Source organism: Collinsella aerofaciens, from assembly GCF_040910265.1.
Lineage (GTDB): Bacteria > Actinomycetota > Coriobacteriia > Coriobacteriales > Coriobacteriaceae > Collinsella > Collinsella aerofaciens_BK.
In genome coordinates this window covers 19,637-40,850 of sequence record NZ_JBDGAW010000024.1, presented here as the reverse complement: position 1 = coordinate 40,850, position 21,214 = coordinate 19,637, and the positions used below count along the sequence as shown (strand labels likewise).

The 21,214-nt window shown below is 61.8% G+C and carries 18 protein-coding genes; 5 read left to right on the top strand and 13 right to left on the bottom strand.

Annotated features, from left to right (window positions below; genetic code table 11):
• The first annotated feature begins 536 nt into the window (after positions 1–536).
• The 3 genes from AB5Z14_RS08995 to AB5Z14_RS08985 all read left to right on the top strand — a co-directional run bounded on the left by AB5Z14_RS08995 (position 537) and on the right by AB5Z14_RS08985 (position 3,236).
• Complete coding sequence (locus AB5Z14_RS08995; protein WP_117563986.1) at positions 537–902, top strand: ArsR/SmtB family transcription factor; 366 nt, start codon at positions 537–539, stop codon at positions 900–902.
• A gap of 63 nt (positions 903–965) precedes the next feature.
• Positions 966–1,184 carry a cation transporter gene (locus tag AB5Z14_RS08990; RefSeq protein WP_089572082.1) on the top strand — a complete coding sequence of 73 codons (219 nt, stop codon included), beginning with the start codon at positions 966–968 and terminating at the stop codon, positions 1,182–1,184.
• A 99-nt stretch (positions 1,185–1,283) separates the two neighbouring features.
• Positions 1,284–3,236 carry a heavy metal translocating P-type ATPase gene (locus tag AB5Z14_RS08985; protein WP_368131127.1) on the top strand — a complete coding sequence of 651 codons (1,953 nt, stop codon included), beginning with the start codon at positions 1,284–1,286 and terminating at the stop codon, positions 3,234–3,236.
• Positions 3,237–3,459: 223 nt separating this feature from the next.
• On the opposite strand, the gene AB5Z14_RS08980 is transcribed toward AB5Z14_RS08985, so the two are convergent.
• From AB5Z14_RS08980 to AB5Z14_RS08940, 9 genes are all read right to left on the bottom strand, one after another.
• Complete coding sequence (locus tag AB5Z14_RS08980) at positions 3,460–3,837, bottom strand: metal-dependent transcriptional regulator (RefSeq protein WP_368131126.1); 378 nt, start codon at positions 3,835–3,837, stop codon at positions 3,460–3,462.
• Between the two features lie 211 nt (positions 3,838–4,048).
• Positions 4,049–4,819 carry a Cof-type HAD-IIB family hydrolase gene (locus tag AB5Z14_RS08975; RefSeq protein ID WP_368131125.1) on the bottom strand — a complete coding sequence of 257 codons (771 nt, stop codon included), beginning with the start codon at positions 4,817–4,819 and terminating at the stop codon, positions 4,049–4,051.
• Between the two features lie 6 nt (positions 4,820–4,825).
• The gene (locus AB5Z14_RS08970; protein WP_368131124.1) at positions 4,826–6,685 is read right to left on the bottom strand and encodes an ABC-F family ATP-binding cassette domain-containing protein; all 1,860 of its coding nucleotides are present in this window, start codon (positions 6,683–6,685) and stop codon (positions 4,826–4,828) included.
• A gap of 163 nt (positions 6,686–6,848) precedes the next feature.
• A complete protein-coding gene (gene pstB / locus AB5Z14_RS08965) occupies positions 6,849–7,721 on the bottom strand; it encodes a phosphate ABC transporter ATP-binding protein PstB (protein ID WP_368131123.1) in 873 nt (290 codons plus the stop codon).
• Entirely contained in the window at positions 7,718–8,644 is a 927-nt protein-coding gene (gene pstA / locus AB5Z14_RS08960; protein ID WP_368131122.1) for a phosphate ABC transporter permease PstA, read from the bottom strand. Before pstA ends, pstB begins: the two co-directional genes overlap by 4 nt.
• Positions 8,637–9,545 (bottom strand): phosphate ABC transporter permease subunit PstC, encoded by a 909-nt coding sequence (gene pstC, locus AB5Z14_RS08955; protein ID WP_368131121.1) that lies wholly within the window; start codon positions 9,543–9,545, stop codon positions 8,637–8,639. The genes pstA and pstC overlap by 8 nt, the downstream gene beginning before the upstream one ends.
• A 25-nt stretch (positions 9,546–9,570) precedes the next feature.
• Positions 9,571–10,512, bottom strand: a complete 942-nt coding sequence (locus AB5Z14_RS08950; RefSeq protein ID WP_368131120.1) for a phosphate ABC transporter substrate-binding protein — start codon at positions 10,510–10,512, stop codon at positions 9,571–9,573.
• A 320-nt stretch (positions 10,513–10,832) separates the two neighbouring features.
• Positions 10,833–12,269: a M20 family metallopeptidase gene (locus tag AB5Z14_RS08945; protein WP_368131119.1), complete on the bottom strand. Its 1,437-nt coding sequence runs from the start codon at positions 12,267–12,269 to the stop codon at positions 10,833–10,835.
• 54 nt (positions 12,270–12,323) lie between these two features.
• A complete protein-coding gene (locus tag AB5Z14_RS08940; protein ID WP_089572099.1) occupies positions 12,324–12,986 on the bottom strand; it encodes an HAD hydrolase-like protein in 663 nt (220 codons plus the stop codon).
• 156 nt (positions 12,987–13,142) lie between these two features.
• Here AB5Z14_RS08940 and AB5Z14_RS08935 point away from each other — a divergent pair, with 156 nt between their 5' ends.
• Positions 13,143–14,003: a DegV family protein gene (locus AB5Z14_RS08935; RefSeq protein WP_368131118.1), complete on the top strand. Its 861-nt coding sequence runs from the start codon at positions 13,143–13,145 to the stop codon at positions 14,001–14,003.
• A gap of 168 nt (positions 14,004–14,171) precedes the next feature.
• Here the strand turns inward: AB5Z14_RS08935 and AB5Z14_RS08930 are convergent, their stop codons facing one another.
• From AB5Z14_RS08930 to AB5Z14_RS08920, 3 genes are all read right to left on the bottom strand, one after another.
• Positions 14,172–14,930, bottom strand: a complete 759-nt coding sequence (locus tag AB5Z14_RS08930; protein ID WP_368131117.1) for a TIGR00730 family Rossman fold protein — start codon at positions 14,928–14,930, stop codon at positions 14,172–14,174.
• Positions 14,931–15,165: 235 nt separating this feature from the next.
• A complete protein-coding gene (gene tgt, locus AB5Z14_RS08925) occupies positions 15,166–16,305 on the bottom strand; it encodes a tRNA guanosine(34) transglycosylase Tgt (protein WP_253055813.1) in 1,140 nt (379 codons plus the stop codon).
• 436 nt (positions 16,306–16,741) lie between these two features.
• Complete coding sequence (locus tag AB5Z14_RS08920; RefSeq protein ID WP_006235414.1) at positions 16,742–17,542, bottom strand: SDR family NAD(P)-dependent oxidoreductase; 801 nt, start codon at positions 17,540–17,542, stop codon at positions 16,742–16,744.
• Between the two features lie 294 nt (positions 17,543–17,836).
• Between AB5Z14_RS08920 and AB5Z14_RS08915 the strand changes: the two genes are divergently transcribed.
• Positions 17,837–19,600, top strand: coding sequence for a coiled-coil domain-containing protein (locus AB5Z14_RS08915; protein WP_368131116.1), 1,764 nt, complete (start codon positions 17,837–17,839; stop codon positions 19,598–19,600).
• 332 nt (positions 19,601–19,932) lie between these two features.
• On the opposite strand, the gene queA is transcribed toward AB5Z14_RS08915, so the two are convergent.
• Positions 19,933–21,144 carry a tRNA preQ1(34) S-adenosylmethionine ribosyltransferase-isomerase QueA gene (queA, locus tag AB5Z14_RS08910; protein ID WP_368131128.1) on the bottom strand — a complete coding sequence of 404 codons (1,212 nt, stop codon included), beginning with the start codon at positions 21,142–21,144 and terminating at the stop codon, positions 19,933–19,935.
• Positions 21,145–21,214: the final 70 nt, after the last annotated feature.

Below are 21,214 nucleotides of genomic sequence, written 5' to 3'. Positions count from 1 at the left end.
GCGGTGTCCCCTCCCTTTCAAGAAAGGGAAGAGGCGGGGCATGCCCCGCCTCTTACACCACATCTCTGCGCGCTACCAGCCTCGCGCCCGAGGGCAGAATCTTCGGGGCCGGAAGCTAGATCGGCTAACAAGGTGGGTACCCTAGCGATGTGCAAAATTGCGAGTATTCAGCAGGGTCGGCCCTCCAGCACCCACAGTCAATCCAAATGAGAAACAAAAACGCTATCGAACGGGAACGTTAGGCAACATTTGAGGAAGACCTTGACTGTTTACCGCCTTGGATAACTCTTGAGCGGCTTTATTTGGCCTGGAATAGATTAACGGACCCCCTATAGTTGCAGAATACTCCAATTTTTGCACGGCGCGGGGGCACCCACCCTGGTATCGGCTATCAAAACCGCTCAGTCCGGAATCTCGTCCACTATTCCCCATCATTTTGTGCGACGAATTACCTGAACGTCATTGACATATGAACATGCGCTCATATAATCGGAAGTAAGTTATATGAGCGCATGTTCATATGAAAGGATATTGCAATGAGCATCCGCGTTGACGAAACGAAACCCGACATCGAGGCCACCGAGCCGATCGTCCCCACCACCTGCTCGCCCGAGGACCTTCCCGACGAGGAGCTGTTGTACGACCTGGCCGACCTGTTCAAAGTCTTCAGCGACACCACACGCATCAAGATTCTCTACGCCCTCATGGGTCGCGAGCTCTGCGTGGCTGACATCGCCGAAGCGACCGCGACCTCGCAGTCTGCGGTGTCGCACCAGCTGCGCACGCTTAAGCAGTCGCACCTGGTCAAGTTCCGCCGCGACGGCCGCAACATTCTCTACTCGCTTGCCGACGATCACGTCTACACCATGCTCAACCAGGGCATGAGCCATATCTGCGAATAGCAATCAACCACGGTATCAGCGCGGCCGGCACCCAGACCGCTAACACAGGGAAAGGAACCCACCATGAAAAAGCAGTTTAAGCTCGACGAGATCGATTGCGCCAACTGCGCGCGTGAACTTCAGGACGAGCTGGCTAAGCTCGAGGGCGTCAAGTCCGTTTCGGTCAACTTTATGACCCAAAAGCTGACGCTCGAGGCCGACGACGCCAAGTTCGACGAGGTCCTGGACCGCGTCGTTGAGTTCACCGCCGACGCCGAGCCGGACTGCGAGATCATTCTCTAACCCGCGCATACGTTGACCTGCGAGGCCGTGCTTGCCGCGGCCTTTGCTCGCGAAATTATATGAGCGAGTGTTCATACACTCAAATGAGAGGTTTGAATCATGACAGCCGCCGATCCCAAAAAGAAAAAGAAGAAGCGCAAGAAGAAAGAGTCCCTTGAGCATAAGCGCAACCGCATCCTGGTAGCACTGGGCATTTTTGCCGTGGTGTACGCCCTCGATGAGCTCGGCACCCTCACCGCCGCATTCGGCACCCCGGGCGACATCTACGCCAGCTTTGTGCTGTTCCTCGTGCCGTTTTTGATTGCCGGCTACGACGTACTGCAAAAGGCATTCAATAACATCCGCCGCGGCAAGGCCTTCGACGAGAGCTTCCTCATGGCAGTCGCGACCATCGGCGCGTTTGCCATGGTGCTCTTCCCCGATACCGACCCGCACATGGCCGAAGGCGCCGCCGTCATGCTGTTCTACCAGGTCGGCGAGCTGTTCCAAGCATACGCCGTGGGCAAGAGCCGCAAGTCGATCAGTGCCATGATGGACATCGCGCCCGACTACGCTAACGTCGAGCAGCCCGACGGCACGCTCGAACAGGTCTTTCCCGATGACATCGCCGTGGGCACCGTGATCGTGGTCAAGCCCGGCGAGCGCGTGCCTATCGACGGCGTCATCGTCGAGGGCGAAACCCAGCTCGACACCGCCGCACTCACGGGCGAGTCAGTTCCCCGCCCCGCCAAGTCCGGCGACGATATCATCAGCGGCTGCATCAACATGACGGGCCTCATCCACGTGCGCACCACCAAGCCCTTTGGCGAGTCCACCGTTGCGCGCGTCCTGGAACTCGTGGAGAATGCCAGCGAAAAGAAGGCGCGCACCGAGAACTTCATCACGCGCTTTGCCCGCGTCTACACGCCCGCCGTCACCGGCGCGGCCGCGGTGCTCGCACTTGGCGGCGGCCTGATCACCGGTGCCTGGTCCGACTGGATTCTGCGCGGTCTGACCTTCCTGGTCGTCAGCTGCCCGTGCGCCCTCGTGATTAGCGTGCCGTTGAGTTTCTTTGGCGGCATCGGCGGCGCGTCCAAGCTGGGCGTTCTCATCAAGGGCTCCAACTACCTCGAGACGCTCGCCGACGTGGATACCGTCGTCTTCGACAAAACCGGCACGCTCACCAACGGTACGTTCTCGGTCGTCGCGGTGCACCCCGAGGCAGGCTATACCGAGCAGTCGCTACTCGAGGTCGCAGCCCTCGCCGAGTCGTTCTCCGACCATCCCATCGCGCAGTCGGTGCGCACCGCCTTCCAGGGCGAGCTCGATCCCAAGCGCGTAAGCGACTCCGCCAACGACGCGGGCCATGGCGTGACGGCGACTATCGACAGCAAGCATGTCGTCGTCGGCAACGCCAAGATGCTTGCTGCGGCCGGTATCGACGCTCCCAATTGCGAGGTCGTCGGTACGATCCTCCACGTGCTAGTCAATAGCACCTATGCCGGCCACATCGTGATTGCAGACACCGTTAAGGCCGATGCGGAGCAAACGATTCGCGACCTGCATGCCGCCGGTATCAACCGCACCGTCATGCTCACGGGCGACCGCGAGGAGGTTGCAGCGTCTGTGGCCAAGCAACTCGGTCTCGACGAGTTCCACGCGCAGCTCCTGCCGGGCGACAAGGTCGAGCGCGTTGAGGCGCTGCTCGCGGCCGAAAGCGGCAAGGGCAAGCTCGCCTTTGTCGGCGACGGTATCAACGACGCGCCTGTGCTTACGCGCGCTGATGTGGGCATTGCCATGGGCGCCATGGGCTCCGACGCCGCGATCGAGGCCGCCGACGTGGTGCTGATGGACGACAAGCCGTCCAACATCTCCCGCGCTATTCGCGTGGCGCGCAAGACCATGTCGATTGTTTGGCAGAACATCATCTTTGCGCTGGGCATTAAGCTGCTGATCCTTGTGCTGGCAGCGCTGGGCATCGCCAATATGTGGCTTGCCGTGTTCGGCGACGTGGGCGTGGCGATCATCGCTATCCTGAACGCCATGCGCGCGATGGGTGTAAAGAACCTGTAGCGCCTGTGGTCCCTCCGGCCGGGACCGGGCTTGGTTTTGAAAACGTCCTCGACCATTGAAACGCCCCCGTTCTGCTCCTTCGGAGCTACGAACGGGGGCGCTTCTGGTCTGCGGAATGTTTTCAAAACCAAGCCCGGTCCCGGCCTGCGGTAACGTTGCTGGCGGTTCTTGGGCATCGCTTGCTGGCGGGGCTCCTTGTCTGAGTTGGACTTGGTTGGCGGGGTTACTGATCCCGGTCGCCGTCCCGCCCCAGCATCGATTTCAGCTTCTCGAAGCTCTCCTCGCTCAGGCAGTGCTCCATGTGGCAGCCCTCTTGCGACGCGACCTCGGGCGTTACGCCTGCATCCTCTAGCAGCCCCACGAAAAAGCAGTGGCGCTCCCACATTTGACGGGCAACCTCAAGACCGCGTTCCGTCAGATGCACGTCGCGTTTGCCCATCTCCACGTAGCCGGTGCTCTCCAAGGCTGCCATGGCTTTAGAGACGCTTGCTTTGGTTACGCCCAAGTATTCGGCGACGTCGATTGAGCGCACCGTGCCTTGGCGCTGCGACAGAACGTAGATCGATTCGAGATAGTCTTCTCCGGATTCACGTAGGGCCATGGGCCGCCTTTCGCGATGGCTTCTAGTTAGCCTTTGGATACTTTTATTTGATTTACTTTACCGCAAAAGTTGCCCATGTCTTACTACGTTGTTTAAAAAGTTAACCGTGTTTCACAAAACGCACGAGACGAAAACAAAACGGGGACACGCCCCGCAAGGAGTGTCCCCAGCTGCCGGCAGATAAGGAACGTCCCCAAGTGCCGGGTCGCAGCTACACGAGGCCAAAGTGCTTCGCGGCGTTGTAGATGCCGTCATCGTCCACGGCGGTCGTCACGTAGGTCGCCGCGGCCTTCACGGTATCCTGCGCGTTGCCCATGGCCACGCTCGTGCCCACGGCGGAAAACATCGACAGGTCGTTCTCGCCATCGCCAAAGGCGATCGCCTCGCTCGCGTCGACACCCAGGCGCTCCAGCGTCGCCGCGACACCCAGGTCCTTGCCGCCGTTGGCCGGAATAATGTCGCAGAACAGGTCACACCAGCGCGTAGTGAGCGAATGCGACACGGCATCGGTCACGATATGCTCGTCGGCCGGATCCACAAAGGCGCAGAACTGGTAAACCGGCGCATCGAAGGCGTGTTCAAACGGCTCCTCGTGGTAGACGATTCCCGCGTTGCTGCCTGCCGTCACCACGCGCTCGGACAGGCGGTTCACAAACGAGTTCTCGCCCTGCATACACAGCGAGTCATAGCGCCCCTGCGCCACCTGGTCCACAATCACCGCAACGTCGTCCGGGTCAATCGGGCAGCTACGGTAAACGCCCTTGGCATCAAAACAGTGCTGGCCCGAAAGCGTAATGTACGCATCCCAACCCAAGTTGAACAGCCAATCGGGCATCTGGTAGGTCGGGCGACCCGTGGCGATCACGCACACAATCCCCTGCTCATGAAAGCTGTCGAGCACCTGCTGTGCCGACGCCGGAATCCGGTGGGTCTTAAAGCTCAGCAGCGTGCCGTCGATATCGAAAAACGCGGCCTTGATCATCCTCGCCTACTCCTCGCCCTCGAGCTTCTCGCTCGCCTCGAGCCACGCCATCTCCAACTCGTCCATGGCGGCGTGGGCCTCGTCGATCTTTGCCTGCTGCTCGCCCAGCGCCGTGTAGTTGGTGGGGTCGACCTGAGCCATCGCGGCCTCGGCCTCCTCCACGCGGGCGCGCTGCGTCTCCATTTTGCGCTCGAGCGAGCTCACCTCGCGGCGAAGCTTCTGGCGTTCGGCGTTGGAAAGGCCATTGGGCTGGCCGCTCGACTTGGGCTTTTCGGCCGCAGCCGCCGCGGCACCGGTATCAAACGTGCCGGTCTTGGCGCTCGGCGCACCCACGGGCTCGCCCTCGGCGGTAGCGTTGCACAGGCGCAGGTACTGGTCCACACCGCCGGGCATATGCGTCAGATGGCCATCGAGCAGTGCCCACTGCTGGTCGGTCACGCGCTCCATAAGGAAACGGTCGTGCGTCACCAGGATTAGCGTGCCGGGCCAGCCGTCGAGCAGGTCCTCGACAATCGCGAGCATGTCGGTATCCAGGTCGTTGCCGGGCTCGTCCAGGATGAGCACGTTGGGTTCGTCCAGGATCGTCAGCAACAGCGACAGGCGGCGGCGCTGGCCGCCCGAAAGATCGCCGATGCGGCTCCAGAGCTGCTGCGTCGTAAAGCCCAGACGCTCGCAAAGCTTCTCGGGCGAAGTCTCCTTGCCGTCGATGACGTAGTACTTCTTATAGTTGCTGAGCACCTCGCGAATCGTGTCGCCCATGTAGGGCTCGAGTTCCTCGAGCTGCTGCGACAGCACGCCAAAGCGCACCGTCTGGCCGATCTTTACACGACCGCGTAAGGGCGCAATCTTGCCCTGAATCACGTCGAGCAGTGTGGACTTGCCGGCGCCGTTCTCGCCCAAAAGACCATAGCGGTCGCCCGCACCAATAAGCCAGGTCACATCGGTGAGCACCTGTTTGGACGCGCCATCGGCATCCGCATAGCCGGCGTCCACGTCGACTACATCGATAACCTGCTTGCCCAGGCGGCTCACGGCCAGGCGCTTGAGCTCCAGCTCGTCGCGTACGGGCGGCACGTCGGCGATCAGCTCGCGAGCAGCCTCAACGCGAAACTTGGGCTTGGTGGAACGCGCCTGGGCGCCGCGGCTCAGCCACGCGAGCTCCTTGCGCGCCATATTGCGACGGCGCTCCTCGGTAACGGCGGCCATGCGGTCGCGCTCCACGCGCTGCAGGATATATGCCGAGTAGCCGCCCTCGAAGGGATCGACCTGGCCGTCGTGAACCTCCCACATGCTGGTGCAGACCTCGTCCAAGAACCAGCGATCGTGTGTGACCACGAGCATCGCGCCCTGACCGCGCTGCCAGCGGGCCTTTAAGTGACGCGCAAGCCAGTTGATGGTGCGCATGTCCAGGTGGTTGGTGGGCTCATCGAGCATGAGCACGTCATAGTCGCCGATCAGCAGGCGCGCGAGGTCCACGCGGCGGCGCTGACCGCCCGAGAGCTCGCCTACCATGCCCTCCCAGGGCACATCGCTAATGAGGCCGGCCAGGATCTGGCGCGTACGCGGGCTCGAGGCCCACTCGTACTCGGGCGTGTCGCCCACGACGGCATGATGCACGGTATCGGTGTCGACAAGCTGGTCCTTTTGGCCGAGCAATCCGATCGTCGTGCCGCGGCGGTGCGTCACGCGGCCGTCGTCGGGCTCCAACGTGCCGGCGAGCACGCTCAGCAGCGTCGACTTACCGTCGCCGTTTTTACCGACAATACCAATACGGTCGCCCTCGCCCACGCCGAGCGTCACGCTATCGAAAATATGCTTGGTGGGAAACTCTAGGCTGACGGAATCGCATCCCAAAAGAATCGCCATATGCCCTGCTCCTTCGTAGAAATTCAACGTTGTCCATGATAGCAGCGAAAAGGCAGGCCGCACACGACACAAAAAGGCGGGCCATCTCCCGCAAGAGATGACCCGCCTCTCCAATCAGTCCCGTGGCGACCGTGGCCGCCGCGGGCCTCAAGCATGTCCCGGACTAGGAGAACATGCCGGTGAGGTAATCATTCAGCCGCTGATCCTTGGGCCGTTGGAAAATCTCGTCGGTCTCGTCGTACTCGACCATATCGCCCATGTAGAAGAACGCCGTGCGGTTGGACACGCGCGACGCCTGCTCCATGTTGTGCGTCACGATGACGATAGCGCGCTCGGCCACAATCGACGACATAAGGTCCTCGATCGCCAGCGTCGAGATGGGGTCGAGCGCCGAGCAGGGCTCGTCGAACAAAATCACGTCGGGGTTGAGCGCCAGCGTGCGCGCGATGCACAGGCGCTGCTGCTGACCGCCCGAAAGCGCATAGGCGCTCTTGTCGAGCTTGTCCTTAACCTCATCCCACAGTGCCGCGCCGCGCAGGCTCTCCTCGACCATGCGGTCGAGCTCGTCGCGGTCGGTGATGCCGTGGCGCTTGGGCGCAAACGTGATGTTGTCGCGAATGGACTTGCGGAACGGGTTGGGCTGCTGGAACACCATGCCAATGGAACGACGCAGCTCGTACGTGTTCTCGGTCTTGGTGTTCACGTTGCGCCCGCGGTAGTTGATCTCGCCCTCTACGCGGCAGCCGCGAATCTCGCGGTTCATCAGGTTGAGGCTGCGCAAGAAGGTCGACTTGCCGCAGCCCGAAGGCCCGATGAGTGCCGTGATCTCGCCCTTGTGGAAATCGAGCGACGTGTCATGCAGCGCATGGTGGTCGCCATAGTACACGTTGACGTCCTTGGTGGAGAGCACGACCTCGTCGCTCACGGCCTTGCCGCTTATGCGAGCATGCTTCTCGCTCTCCCCCACGCTCGACAGAAAGCCCTGGGTCTCGGACGTGGCCGCCTCGGTTGCTGGCGTTGCATTCATCTCGCTCATTCGGCCGTCATCCTCCTTGCCAGTTGCTTGCCCACGATACGGGCGATTGCGTTAAACAGCAGCACGCAGATCATCAGCAGTGCCGCGGTGCCCCAAACGATCTGCTGCGCCTCGGGGCTGCCCTCGCCGTAAATCTTGTAGATGTGCACGGCGAGCGACTCGCCGGGACGGAACACATTCCAGGCGCAAGTGGGGCTCGACAGGTTAAAACTCAAGAAGTTGAGGCGAACCGGCGAGCTCATGCCCGAGGTAAAGAGCAGCGCTGCGGCCTCGCCAAACACGCGGCCGGCCGAAAGCACGATGCCGGTCACGATGGCGGGCATGGCCTCGGGAATCAGGATGTGCAGCGTGGCCTCCCAGCGGGTGAGGCCCATGGCCAGGCACGCATCGCGCTGCGCCTGCGGCACGTCCTCGAGCGCCTGCTGAATCACGCGCACCAGGATCGGGATGTTGAACATGGTGAGCGCGACGGCGCCGGAGATGATGGAGTACTTCCACCCCAGCTGCACCGAGAACACCAGAAAGCCGAACATGCCGACGACGATGGATGGCAGCGAGGACAGCGTCTCGATGGCCGTGGAGGCGATGTCGCGGACGGGGCCGTTCGGCGCGTACTCGACCAGGAAGACCGCGCCGCCCAGGCTGATGGGCACCGAGATGATCAGGGTGATCAGCAGCAGGTAGAACGAGTCGAACAGCTGGTAGAGCACGCCGCCCTGGGTGCCGTTGGCGCGCGACGGCTCCGTGAGGAAGCCCGGCTTAAACAGCGTCGAGATACCCTCGAACAGGATGTAGGCCACCATGGAAACGACGATGAGCATGACGATGGCGACGATTGCCGTCAACACGCCCGTGGCGATGCGGTCCTGTTTTTGGACACGCCCGAGTCTCGCCTCGTCGATATGGATGCGCGTGCTAGCCACGAGCCTTCGCCCCCTTGCGGCCAATGAGATGGATGATCAGGATGAAGATGAGGCTCATGCCCATCAGCAGCAGACCGAGTGCCCACAGAACGTCGTCCTGGGCCGTGCCCTCGGCATAGACCGCCATGGACGTGGTGAGCGTGGTCGTGATGGTCGAAGCCGGCGACAACAGCGACGTCGGCATGGCCTCGATACCGCCGATAACCATGCGCACGGCGAGCGTCTCGCCAAAGGCGCGGGTCATGCCAAGAATGACCGCGGTCATGAGCGACGGCATGGCGGACTTGAGCACCACGTGCCAGATAGTCTGCCAGCGGGTGTAGCCCAGCGCGAGTGAGCCCTGGCGGTAGCTGTCGGGTACGGCGCGCAGGCCATCGACCGAAAGCGTGGTCATGGTCGGCAGGATCATAACGGCCAGCACGATGGCGCCGGGCAGGATGCCCAGGCCCGTGCTCACGTGGAAGACGCTCTTCATAAGGCCGACGACCACGTGAAAGCCGATCAGGCCAAAGACGACCGAGGGGATGCCGGTCAAAAGCTCAATGAGCGGCTGAAAGACCTTGGAGCCAAATTTGGGCTGGATCTCGACCGCGAAGATGGCAGAGCCGATGGCGATCGGCAGCGCGATGAGCGTGGAGAGCACCATGACCGCAAACGAGGTGACGATCAGGGGCAGGGCGCCGGTATAGGGCAGGCCGTTTTCGGCCGTGTTGGCCAGGTCCCACTTAGTACCGGTGAAAAACTCGACGACCGAGACGCCGTCCTTAACGAAAGCCGAGAGGCCCTTTTGAGCGACCATGAAGATGAGCGCGGCAACAACAAGCGTCACGAGCGCTACGCACGCGCCCGTGACGCCCAGGCCCACGTTCTCAAGGTCGCGCTTTGGCAGCTGTTTTGCCATTGCAAACCTTTCCGGGGGCGATTACTTATTTAGCGGAAACCTTGCCGCTGGCGTCCTTGACGACCTTCATGGCAGAGACGGGGATGAAGCCCTGCTCTTCGACGAGCTTGCCCTGGACGTCGTCGGAAAGCATAAAGTCCAGGAAGGCCTTGGTGGCCTCGTCGGCATCCTTGGAGCAGTACATGTGCTCGGTCGCCCAAATCTTGAAGGAGTCATCGGTGACGTTCTTGCTCTTGGGCTCCACACCCTCGACCTTGACGGCGTTGAACTTGGAGTCATCGAAGTGCGAGAAGTCAAGGTAGGAGATGGCATTGTCAGTGCTGGCGATCTGAGTCTGGACGTCGCCGGACTTGTCGAGCTCGGCGTCGCCCTTAAAGTCGACGGCCTCGTCGCCAAAGACGGCGGCCTCGAAGGTGGCGCGGGTGCCGGAGCCGGCCTTGCGGTTGAGGACGACGATGGTGGCGTCGTCGCCGCCGACCTCCTTCCAGTTGGTGATCTGGCCGGAGAAGATGCCCTTGAGCTGCTCGAGGGACAGGTCGTCGACCTTGACGTTCTTGGAGACGACGGGACCCATGCCCACAACGGCGACCTCGTGGTCGACGAGGTTCTTGACCTGGTCGGCCTCGAGCTTGGTCTCGGCAAAGACGTCAGAGTTACCGATGGTGACGGTGCCGGCGGCGACAGCGGTCAGGCCCTTGCCCGAACCGTTACCCGAGCCGGAGATGGAGACGTCGGGGTTGGCGTCCATGAACTTCTCGGCAGCAGCCTCGACGAGAGCCTGGAACGAAGAGGCGCCGTCGTAGGTCACCTCGCCGGAGACGGACTCGGCAGCAGCGGCGGCGCTACCCTTGTCGGCGGCATCGGAAGCGTTGGAGCCACCGCAGCCAACGAGACCGAGACCGACAATGCTGGCAAGACCACCAGCGAGGCCGAGGAACTGACGACGAGAATAAGCCTGATCGAGCATGATCTTCCTTTCATACATGCGACTCGCGGGCACCCTGCCCGCTTTGCTGTTTGGAAAGATACGACCTCGATCAGGCGGCAGCCGCGCCAGCTGCGGTTTCTTACGGGCATCTGATAGACCCTTACTGCAAGCACGGCTCAGCCTTTACAAACGAATAACAATCCCCACCCCAAGCATGGCACACCTTTTACACCGATAAAAAGAAGTTGCGGTGAAATAGTTCCTGTTTGGCCGCTAGGCACCCCCTTCTAGGAACTATTCCACCGTAACTTATAGAAGCCTGGTCGGAAACCTATGCAGTTTGGTAAAACGCCGTAACCCTAAAGCTCCAACTCGTTGAGCTTTAAGATTGCCACGATATAGATCTTGAGCGCCTGCTTGAGCTGGACTTCGTTGGCACACTCGTTGGGGCCGTGCATCTGGCCGCCCCACGCGGGCAGCTCAAGGCCGGTCTCCTCGGGGCCAAACGACACGGCGCGGGCAAAGTTGCGCGCGTACGTGCCGCCGCCCATGGCGAAGGGCTCGGCATGCTTGTCCGTAAACTCGTTATAGGTATCGATGAGCGCCTTCACGGCCGGATCGTCGGCCGAAACCGAGAACGGCACCTTGGCGCGACCCACGCGATACGTCACGCCAAAGCGGCCCACGAGCGGCTCGAGCTGCTCGCACATGGTATCGGCACTCGTGCTATCGGGAAAACGCACGTCGATGACCTGCTCAATGTGGACATCTGCCACGCGGATGACGCCGGGGTTGCACGTGAGCGGGCCAAACGCCGCACTCGTCGCATCAATCCCCAGGCCGCGGCCATAGGCGTCCGCATGCACAAAAGCCAAAAACTTGACAAACTCGTGCTCCGCAGGCGTCAACAGGCGCTCGTCACGGGCGCCAAACGCATCCTCGGCCTCGCGCAGATACGCCACGATGAGGCCGACGGCATTGATCGCTCCCTCGGGCATCGAGGCATGACCGCCAATGCCGTGGGCGAAAATCTGGGCATGTCCGTTGTCGAGTGCTGTGATCTCCAGGCGGTCGGCGTTCTCGACCGGTGCCGGCAGCTCATCGGCGTCAATCGCAAGCTCGCAGATAGACTGCGACGGAATGGCATTGCTCGCCTCGGCGCCGCTCCACGACACGATGCGCCCGCCGTCGATCTTGGAGCTCACAAATGTCGCCCCAAACTGGCCCTTCTCGGCATTGCAGACCGGAAACTCGGCATCGGGCGTAAACAGAAAGTCGGGGTCTGCGTGGTTCTCCAGATAATGGCGAACGTCGGACATGCCCACTTCCTCATCGCAGCCCAGCAGCGCGCGGAAAGTATAGCGCGGGGTAATGCCGTGCTTGAGCAGATAGGCGCCGGCGTAGAGCGACAGCACCGCCGGACCCTTGTCGTCGATAACGCCGCGGCCGAGCAGCCAGCCCTCGCGACGCTCCATCGCAAACGGGTCGGTGTTCCAGCCCGGGCCGGCGGGCACCACGTCCACGTGGCAGATGGTCGCGAGCTGCTTGTCGCCGCGGCCAGGAATATCGGCAATGCCCACATAGCCCTCGTCGTCGCTCGTCTGATAGCCGAGCTTCTGCGCGATGCCGAGCGCACAGTCGAGCGCGTCACGGACCGGGCGGCCAAACGGCGCGCCGGGCTCTGCATCGGCAGAAACTGCCACGGACGGATAGCTCACCAGCTGCTCGATATCGGCGACGACATCTTCCCAGACCTCGTCGACATACTCGGCGACGCTCTGCTCCACCTGATTCATGGACGACCTCCTTACCAATGAGCGGCAAGCGTACCCGCCCCTCACATTTAGTTCCTAGATAGAGAAAAGTTTAGCAAGCTCGGCCACCGAGTGCACCACTGCATCGGCACCCGCCGCCTCATGCTCACCCGGCGCCGCCGCGCCCGAATAGATGCCGATGCACGGCACGCCCATCGCGTGCGCGCCCTCGACGTCGTTAAAGCGATCGCCGATCATCACGGCATCGTCCGCCGTCGCGCCGAGCGCCGCCAGGGCATCGCGAACCGAATCGGCCTTGGTCTCGCGCCCCTGCGGAGGATTCATGCCAACCACGGCTTCGAACTGAGAAAGACCAAGCTCATGCACCATGTCGATGCATTTGGCCTCCATGCGTGACGTCGCCACGGCCATACGCTTGCCCCGGGCGGCCAACTCATCCAGCAGCTCGGGAATCCCATCGAACACGGGGTACTCCTCCGGTCCCAGCTCATCAAAAAAGGCGCGGTACTCGTCGGCCACCACAAGCGACTCCTCGCGGGAAAAGCCGTAAAAGTCGTGAAAGCTCTTCCACAGGGGCGGCCCGATCATGCGGCGCAGATCACCCATCTGCGTCTCCGAAAACCCGCGCGCAGCCAGCGTCTTGCGCGTCGAGGTCATCACTGCCCGACCCGTATCGGCCACCGTACCGTCAAAATCGAACAGCACAACCGGCCGCTCGCAAAGTTGCAATGCCGCCATCGGCACCCTTCTTCCCCAGTTGATGATTTCCACACCACCGCTTCAAACTGTTGACTATTCAACAATCGAACCTAGCAATGTAGAGCAACTCCACTATACTTGTCGCACTTTGCTTTCAGAAGGCGGCGCTGCCGCGCCCCAACGAAAGGTGCAATTATGTCTTTTGCCATCATAACCGACTCCACGTCGGACATCTCCCCCGCCCGTGCCCAAGAGCTCGGCATTTACGTGATTCCGCTGCATGTGATTATCGAGGGCGAGGACCTGCTCGACCAGGTGCAGATTACCGCCGAGGAATACGTCGCCCGCATGGCTGGCTCCGAGCAGCTGCCGCACACCTCGCAGCCGAGCGCCGGCGAGTTCAAGGCGCTGTTTGACCGCGTACGCGCCGATGGCCACGACAGCGCGATCTTTATCTCGCTGTGCAGCGAGTGGTCCGCCTGCTATTCCAACGCATGCCTGGTCGCCGAGACCCACGAGCTCGACGTGCGCTGCATCGATTCGCGCACCGGCTCGGGCGCCGAGGGCCTGCTGGTGGAGTACGCGCTTGCCATGCGCGAGGACGGCCGCAGCTTGGACGAGACCGAGGCGCAGATCCGCGCGACGCTGCCCGACGCCCACCTGCTGCTGATTCCCCGCACGCTCGAGAACCTGGTCAAAAACGGCCGCGCCCCCAAGCTCGCCGGCCAGCTGACGCAGATGCTCAACATTCGCCTGGCCGTTTCGCCGGAGTGGAAATCGGGCGAGATCAAGGCAATCAAAAAGGGCCGCGGCGCCAAGCGCATCGTCGCCAACACCATGGCAGATTGCCTCGCGTTTTTGGACGAGCACCCGGGCTCAAGCGTGCGCGTGCTCACGACCGGCGCCGCCGAGGAGCAAGAGCTCGTCAACCAAGCGCTAGCAGGCCAGGACTACGTGGACGCCGGCACTGGCCCCATCGGCTGCACCATCGCCACCCACGTAGGCGTGGACGCCATCGCCATCAGCTACTGCCCCCGCTACCAGCCAACTCGCTAGGGACGCCCACACCGGTTGCGGTGAAATAGGGGGCGTTTTTGGCTTATTAGCCGTCAATCAATCCCTATTCCACCGCAACTTAGAAGCAGTTCATTTGGGACGGGGCTAAAAAGACTGGCATGTAACGTTACGCACCGGTCTTTTTAGCCCCGTCCCATTTTAGCTACTCTACATCAGTCCGCTCAGGGCAATGTCAACGGCCTCGTTGAGGTCGTCGGTAATGTGCACCAGATCCGGATCGAGCGGGCTGATCATACCGGCGCTCATCACCGGGCCATTGAGCCAGTCGAACAGGCCCTGCCAGTACTCGCTGCCCACCAGCACGAGCGGCATACGCTTGACCTTGTGCGTCTGCACCAGCGTGAGAACCTCGAACATCTCGTCGAGCGTACCAAAGCCGCCGGGAAATACGATGGCACCCGAGCTGTACTTAACGAACATGGTCTTGCGCACAAAAAAGTAGCGGAAGTCCATGCCGAGGTTCACGTATTTATTGAGCCCCCGCTCGTGCGGAAGCTCGATACCCAGGCCGACCGACTTGCCGTTGGCGCTCGCCGCTCCCCTGTTGGCTGCCTCCATGACGCCGGGACCGCCGCCGGTGATAACCGCCACGCCGCGCTGGGCGATTTTGCGCCCGACGGTACGCGCCGCCTTGTAGAGCGGATCGGTCTTGGGCGTGCGGGCACTGCCGAAGATGGTCACCGCGGGCCCGAGCTCGGCAAGCGCGCCAAAGCCATCGACGAATTCTGCCTGAATACGAAGGACGCGCCACGGATCGGCATGCAACCAGTCGGTTGAATCCTCGGGCGCCAGCAGGTTGGCGTAGGTGTTGTCCTTAGGAATCATGGGGCCGCGCATGACCACGGGGCCGCGGCGGTACGTCTCGTCGTAGGCAGGCTCGCCCTCGACGTTCTCATTCTTAATCATGGGTACTCCTATCGAGAAAAAGAAAAACGGGCGGGGTCGACGCCATGCGTCAAACACCCGCCCGAACATCAACTATTCGGTATGGTACCCACGATGCATCAAGTGCTTGCAAGGCATCGGTCAGCGGTCGTGCAACCGATGCCAGCGAAGGCGATGCCCGGCGCCGGCTGCGCGCGGTCGATTGGCACGCGATCTCGACACCGCGCGAGCGCCCCCGTAAGCGCACCCACAGCTCTTAGTAATCCACCGCCGCAGGGCTGTTCATCCAGTCGCTCACGAACGCGCCGTAGCGGCCCTCGATAATGGCCTGGCGGGCCCGCTGCATAAGGTTGAGCAGGTAGTAGATGTTGTGCATCGAAAGCAGAATGCCGCCGAGCATCTCCTTCTGCGTGACCATGTGACGGATGAGCGCACGGCTGTAACCGCCCGTGCACACCGGGCAGGTGCAGGTGGGATCGATGGGACCGTCGTCGTGCGCAAAGCGAGCGTTGCGGAAGTTAAGGCGACCCTCGCTGGAGAATGCCGTGCCCATACGGCCGGTGCGCGTCGGCAGCACGCAGTCAAACATGTCGATGCCCACGCCAACGCCGCGCACGAGCGTGGTCGGGTTGCCGACACCCATCAGATAGCGCGGCTTATGCTTGGGCATGTACTCGCTCACGAGCGGCGCCAGGGTCTCGAACATGGTCTCGTGATCCTCGCCCACCGAATAGCCACCGATACCATAGCCCGGGAAGTCGCCGCACTCCTCCAGATGGCGCAGCGAACGCAGGCGCAGATCCAGGTGCATGCCGCCCTGAACGATGCCAAAGAGCGCCTGGTCATCGCGGGTATGCGCCTTATAGCAGCGCTCGGCCCACATGCTCGACAGCTCAACGGCGCGCTCAACGTAGGCGCGCGTGGCGGGATAGCCCGGGCACTGGTCGAGCTGCATGCAGATATCGGAGCCGAGTTTCATGGCGATTTCCATGTTGTCCTCGGGCGTCCAAAACACGTGGCGGCCGTCGTAATCGTTGACGATAAAGCGCACGCCCTCATCGGTGAGCTTGACGGCATCGTTGTGGCTGAAGACCTGGAAACCGCCCGAGTCGGTGAGGATGGGGCCGTGCCAGTTCATGAACTTGTGCAGGCCGCCCAGCTCGGCGATGGTATCCTCGCCGGGACGCATGGACAGATGATAGGTATTGGCGAGCACGATCTGGGCGCCGAGCTTCTTGACAGTCTCGGTAGGAATGCCCTTGACGTTTGCCTTGGTGCCCACGGGCATAAAGATCGGCGTCTCGATGTCGCCGTGCGGGGTGCGCAGTACGCCGGCGCGCGCGTGCGTCGTCGGATCCTCGGCAATCAGGTCGAATTTAAAAAGGTTCTGGTCCATAAACTGGAACTCCTTGGTTGCGGTTCATACGCAAACCATTATACGGGCAACCCGCAAGAAGCACCGACTCGACAGAAACTGGTGCGAGGAGGATACGGCAGGGACACGGCAAATGAGCGTGGATTTTTGGACGCTTACCGGATGAGCGTGGATAATCTCCCACTTTTGCCCAAAGCACAGCCCAAAAACGGGAGATTATCCACTTTCATTCTGCGGGCACTCATTTAAGTACGTCCCCGATGAGTGGAGCTATTTACCAGCCACGGCAACGCCGATATTTTGGCAACGTCAGCGAGCGGGTCGCATTTGAGACAAGGTGCCGTGAAATGAAAGGGCGCTGACCTTCTGGTCGCGCCCTTGAAATTGAACGGCAGATTGTCCAAATGCGGCCCGCACAGCGTCGGCCGGTCCGCCGTTCGGTAGAACGGCGGAACCCCTAAGGACGCTGGCCCATGCCACCCTCGAGGGTGACGGTCTCGCCGTTCATATACTTAAAGTCGGGACCGCAGAGCTGAACGACAACGCGGCCGATTTCCTTCTCGACGTCGCCGTAGTGACCCGCCGGCGGCATGTGGACGTTGGCCTTGAACGCCTCGGGATAGGCATCCTGGAAGTTCTCGAGCGCGGCGGTCCAAGCAAGCGGGCAAACGATATTGACGTTGATGCCGTCCTTGCCCCACTCGTTGGCAGCGACGCGGGTCAGACCGCGGATGCCCTCCTTGGCAGCGGCGTAGCTGCACTGGCCATAGTTGCCAAACAGGCCGGCGCCCGAAGCAAAGTTGACCACGGAGCCCTTGGTCTCCTTCAGGTGCGGGTAGGCCTTCTGCATGTACAGGTAGGTGGCATACAGACCGGAGTAAATGGCGAGGTTGAACTGGTCCATGGTGTGATCGGCGATCGTCACGCCCGAAGCGCTGGCCTGAGCATTGTTGACGACGGCGTCGATGCGGCCGAACTCCTCAATGGCCTTGTCGATGACGTTCTGGACGACGGCCTCGTTGTCCTGACCAGCCGAGACATCGGCCTGAACAGGCAGAACCTTGACGCCGTACTCGGCCTCGAGGGATTCCTTGGCAGCCTCGAGCTTGGCAACGTTGCGGCCGGTAATGACGAGGTTTGCGCCCTCCTTGGCAAAAGCGATATCGATACCGTAGCCGATGGAGCCAGCGGAGCCGTCCTTGAGCGTGGCCTTGCCGCCGCCGGTGACGATCACGGTCTTACCAGTGAAAAGTCCCATATAAAGTCCTTTCAAATCGCGACGGGCCTGCCCGTCGACTGCGCGCATCCAACTTCACGCGCCAAAAGCTGAAATGCAACTTTAGCGGGTTCAAGTGAAAAATAAAGCCCATGGCAGGCGAACGGCGCAACGTCTTTCGGCGAAGGGAATGTCAAGTACAAACTGGATAAAGTGGCCGAGTTTTTGCTATCGACGCGAGCCATCGAACACGTTTTGAAACTTTGCTGCAGCGCGCGGGATGTCGGCGCGAGACTTTATCATAGGGTGACAAACAACGATGAGGAGCACATGCCTATGACAGACGAGCTGGACCCCCAGACTCAACAGCATATTGATGATTCCGCAGACGTCACTGCAGATGCCGACGCTGTGACCTGCGATGATATTGACCTCGACGGCCCATTCTTGGACGAAAGCGCTACGGCGGAAACCCCTGGCGCCGAAGATGCAGACGAGCAAAACGACGATGCGCCCGCTCAGGACGACCGCCCCGTACAGGATGCTGCTCCGCAAGCTGCGGGCCCTATCGAGGTTTCTTCGGAAGAAGAGCTCGACGCCGTCATGGACTCCATGATGGATGCCGTCAAAGCGATGAAAGACGCCGTGGCCGACGCTGACGTTGACGCCGAGGAAGAGGAGGCCGCCGAGGCAGCCTCGACCTTCGTACCCGGCGAGACTCCGGTTGCCGACCAGGGCAGCACCATGCCCTCGTTTCTGCAGCTCGAGCATCCCACGATTGGCACCGATGCGGTCGACCCGCACGCAGCAGGCTTTTCTGTGATCGAAGGCGGTACCGGCAATATCGCCGTGCCGCAGACTGCCGATGCGGACGCTGCCGACACCGCTCGCCCGACCGCCCCGCACTCCTCCGCCGCGAGCCGCGATCTGGGGACCGCTGTCTCGAACACTGCGAACGCCGTGGGCACCTTTATCGCCCAGGGTGCCTCGGCCATGCGCGAGATGAACGCCGCGAAAAAGGCACTTGCCGATGCCCGCGCCCACCTGGCCGAACTTGAGCAGCGCATTGCCGATCAGGCCGAGGAACTCGAGACGCGCCAGGATATCGCAGGCCGCTACGACCAGATCGTCGCCGACCAGCGCCAGGCGATTGCCACAGCCCAAAAGACTGCAGCGGCCGCCGAGATTGATCGTGATGCCCACGCCTCCAAAGCGACAGAGCTCAAGGGTCAGCTCGAACAAATGAAGACAGAGGATGACGCGACTGAGCTCCGTCTGAAGGCCGCGCTCGACGCCGTGGAGGCCCGCGAGGCGAGCTCGCGCGAGACCGGCAACCGCCTCGTTCGACGTCTTGAGGATTCCAAGCGCATCCGCGACAAGGTGAAGGCAGAGCGAGACGCCGGCATTGCCGCCGCACAACAAACCGTCGACGCCACGCGCGCCCAGCTCGAGACGCTGCGTCATGAGTATGCCGAGCTGCAACGCAATCCCTCGGCAAATCCCGCCAACTATACGGTGCGCACCAGCGAGCTCTCGATGCAGATTTCCGACACGGCAGATGCCCTGCGTAAAGCCGAAGAAGATGTCCCGCGCATCACCGCCGACCTTGAGCACTCGCTTGCCGCAGCCGAGCAGGCCGTCGAGCAGGCTCAAGCCCCTATCGCCGACGCAAAACGCGCGCACCAAGCCGTGACGACCGAAGCCGATGCCGCGCGCGACGAGCTGCAGACGGCGAAGACCGCCGCCGCGACTCGTCAGCGCGAACTGCGCGAGAAGATCGCCGCGGAGGACAAGGCACGCCGCGAGCAGGAGCAGACCATCGCCAACGCCCAAGCAGATGCCGCACATGCACAGTCGATCATCGAACAGGCGACCGAGGTGCACGACCACCCAGAAATCACTGAGTCGCTTGCAGGATCCTTGGCCCGAGACAAAGCCGAACACGCCGAGACCGAGCAAGAAGTCGACCAGCTCGAGGCCGCCGAAGACGACGTACGAGAGCGCACCCGCGACTCACGCATCAAATTCACCGGCGCCATCGTCTGCATCGTCGCCGCAATCCTGGCGATCATCCTAGTCTGGCTGTTCGCAAGCAAGTAGTCATTGGGGACGTTCTTAAACGACTAGTCAAACAAGAACGTCCCCAAAGACTAGTCCAATGACGAGAGTGGATAATCTCCCACTTTGAGCCCCCAAGCAGGCCAAAAACGGGAGATTATCCACTCTCATTCTGCAGGCACTCATTTAAGTACGTCCCCAATGAGTACCTGCCGATGCTTTGGCGAAGTCAGCGAAAACGCCCCTAAGCGAGCAAGGTGACGTGAAAGAGGAGGGCATTGACCTTCTGGTCATGCCCGACGATTGAACGTCAGATTGCCGCTTAGGGGCGTTTGCAGCGTCGGCCGGTTACGGCGTTTGGAAAACGCCGTAACCTACTGAATGAGCATCGCGTCGCCAAAGCTGAAGAAGCGGTAGCGCTCCTCGATGGCAGCAGCATAGGCATCCATGATCTGGTTGCGGGTAGCAAGCGCGCTCACGAGCATCATGAGCGTGGAGCGCGGCACGTGGAAGTTCGTGATCAGCGCGTCGACCACGTGATAGGTCGAGCCGGGCATGAGGTAGAGCTGCGTCGTCGCGTTCTCGCGCACCACGATGTCACCGCGGCCGAGCGTATCGGCCCCATCCTCGCGGCCCTCAAAATAGCGCGCCGTCACGGCCGGATCGGACACCGGCGCATCGGCGTCATACGCGCTTTCGAGCGAGCGCACCGCCGTGGTACCGACAGCGATCACACGATGGCCCTCGGCCTTCGCCTTATGCACGGCGTCGACAACCTCCTGCGACACGTGATAGCGCTCGGTGTGCATCACATGCTGCGTGGGATCGTCCTCCTCCACCAAACGGAAGGTATCGATGCCCACCTCGAGCTCGACGGCGGCAAACTTCGCGCCCTTGGCCTCGATAGCAGCCATAAGCTCGGGAGTAAAGTGCAGACCCGCCGTGGGAGCGGCAGCCGAGTGCTCCTCCTTCATGGCGTAGACGGTCTGGTACTTCTCGGGGTCGCCCTCGTAATCGGTAATGTAGGGCGGCAGCGGCACGTGACCGGCGGCGTGAATGGCCTCGTCGAGCGTGCGCGGCTCGCCGGCGGCATTGCAACCGGCCGGCTCAAAGCGCACCAGACGGCCACCGCGGCTATCAGTGACAAAGTCGATGACCTCGGCCGTCAGCACCACGGGAGCCCCCTGGGGCGCATGGGCGCCACCGGCGCGATACTCAATCTGAGCACCAGGCTTCAGGCGCTTACCCGGCTTGACCAGGCACTCCCAAACATGACCCAGCGGGTCAACATCCTCGCGGCGCTTGAGCAGCAGCGTCTCGACCACGCCACCCGAGCCCGACTTGCGACCGATCAGGCGGGCCGGCATCACACGCGTCTTGTTGATGACGAGTACGTCGCCCGGCTCGATATAGTCGATGATGTCGCGGAAGATGCGGTGCTCAACGGTGCCGCCATGCTCCAGCGGCGTTCCCGCCTGGGAGCCCTTGCGATCCACCACCAGCAGGCGGCAGGAGTCGCGCGGCTCGGCGGGAGCCTGGGCGATCAGTTCCTCGGGAAGGTTGTAGTCAAAATCATCGGTACGCATAGACACGTCGGATTCTCCTTATATAGCTAAAGTCCGCCCTACATCCTAGCAGGCTGACGTCCCAAATGAA

What these genes read in the sequence shown, in the direction of transcription:
- AB5Z14_RS08940 (WP_089572099.1), bottom strand. Translation starts at nt 12,986, where the DNA reads ATGGCGGCATTGCAACTTTGCGAGCGGCCGGTTGTGCTGTTCGATTTT.
- pstC (WP_368131121.1), bottom strand. Translation starts at nt 9,545, where the DNA reads ATGGCAAAACAGCTGCCAAAGCGCGACCTTGAGAACGTGGGCCTGGGC.
- queA (WP_368131128.1), bottom strand. Translation starts at nt 21,144, where the DNA reads ATGCGTACCGATGATTTTGACTACAACCTTCCCGAGGAACTGATCGCC.
- AB5Z14_RS08945 (WP_368131119.1), bottom strand. Translation starts at nt 12,269, where the DNA reads ATGAATCAGGTGGAGCAGAGCGTCGCCGAGTATGTCGACGAGGTCTGG.
- AB5Z14_RS08990 (WP_089572082.1), top strand. Translation starts at nt 966, where the DNA reads ATGAAAAAGCAGTTTAAGCTCGACGAGATCGATTGCGCCAACTGCGCG.
- AB5Z14_RS08975 (WP_368131125.1), bottom strand. Translation starts at nt 4,819, where the DNA reads ATGATCAAGGCCGCGTTTTTCGATATCGACGGCACGCTGCTGAGCTTT.
- AB5Z14_RS08970 (WP_368131124.1), bottom strand. Translation starts at nt 6,685, where the DNA reads ATGGCGATTCTTTTGGGATGCGATTCCGTCAGCCTAGAGTTTCCCACC.
- pstB (WP_368131123.1), bottom strand. Translation starts at nt 7,721, where the DNA reads ATGAGCGAGATGAATGCAACGCCAGCAACCGAGGCGGCCACGTCCGAG.
- AB5Z14_RS08920 (WP_006235414.1), bottom strand. Translation starts at nt 17,542, where the DNA reads ATGGGACTTTTCACTGGTAAGACCGTGATCGTCACCGGCGGCGGCAAG.
- AB5Z14_RS08915 (WP_368131116.1), top strand. Translation starts at nt 17,837, where the DNA reads ATGACAGACGAGCTGGACCCCCAGACTCAACAGCATATTGATGATTCC.
- AB5Z14_RS08935 (WP_368131118.1), top strand. Translation starts at nt 13,143, where the DNA reads ATGTCTTTTGCCATCATAACCGACTCCACGTCGGACATCTCCCCCGCC.
- AB5Z14_RS08995 (WP_117563986.1), top strand. Translation starts at nt 537, where the DNA reads ATGAGCATCCGCGTTGACGAAACGAAACCCGACATCGAGGCCACCGAG.
- AB5Z14_RS08980 (WP_368131126.1), bottom strand. Translation starts at nt 3,837, where the DNA reads ATGGCCCTACGTGAATCCGGAGAAGACTATCTCGAATCGATCTACGTT.
- AB5Z14_RS08985 (WP_368131127.1), top strand. Translation starts at nt 1,284, where the DNA reads ATGACAGCCGCCGATCCCAAAAAGAAAAAGAAGAAGCGCAAGAAGAAA.
- tgt (WP_253055813.1), bottom strand. Translation starts at nt 16,305, where the DNA reads ATGGACCAGAACCTTTTTAAATTCGACCTGATTGCCGAGGATCCGACG.
- AB5Z14_RS08930 (WP_368131117.1), bottom strand. Translation starts at nt 14,930, where the DNA reads ATGATTAAGAATGAGAACGTCGAGGGCGAGCCTGCCTACGACGAGACG.
- AB5Z14_RS08950 (WP_368131120.1), bottom strand. Translation starts at nt 10,512, where the DNA reads ATGCTCGATCAGGCTTATTCTCGTCGTCAGTTCCTCGGCCTCGCTGGT.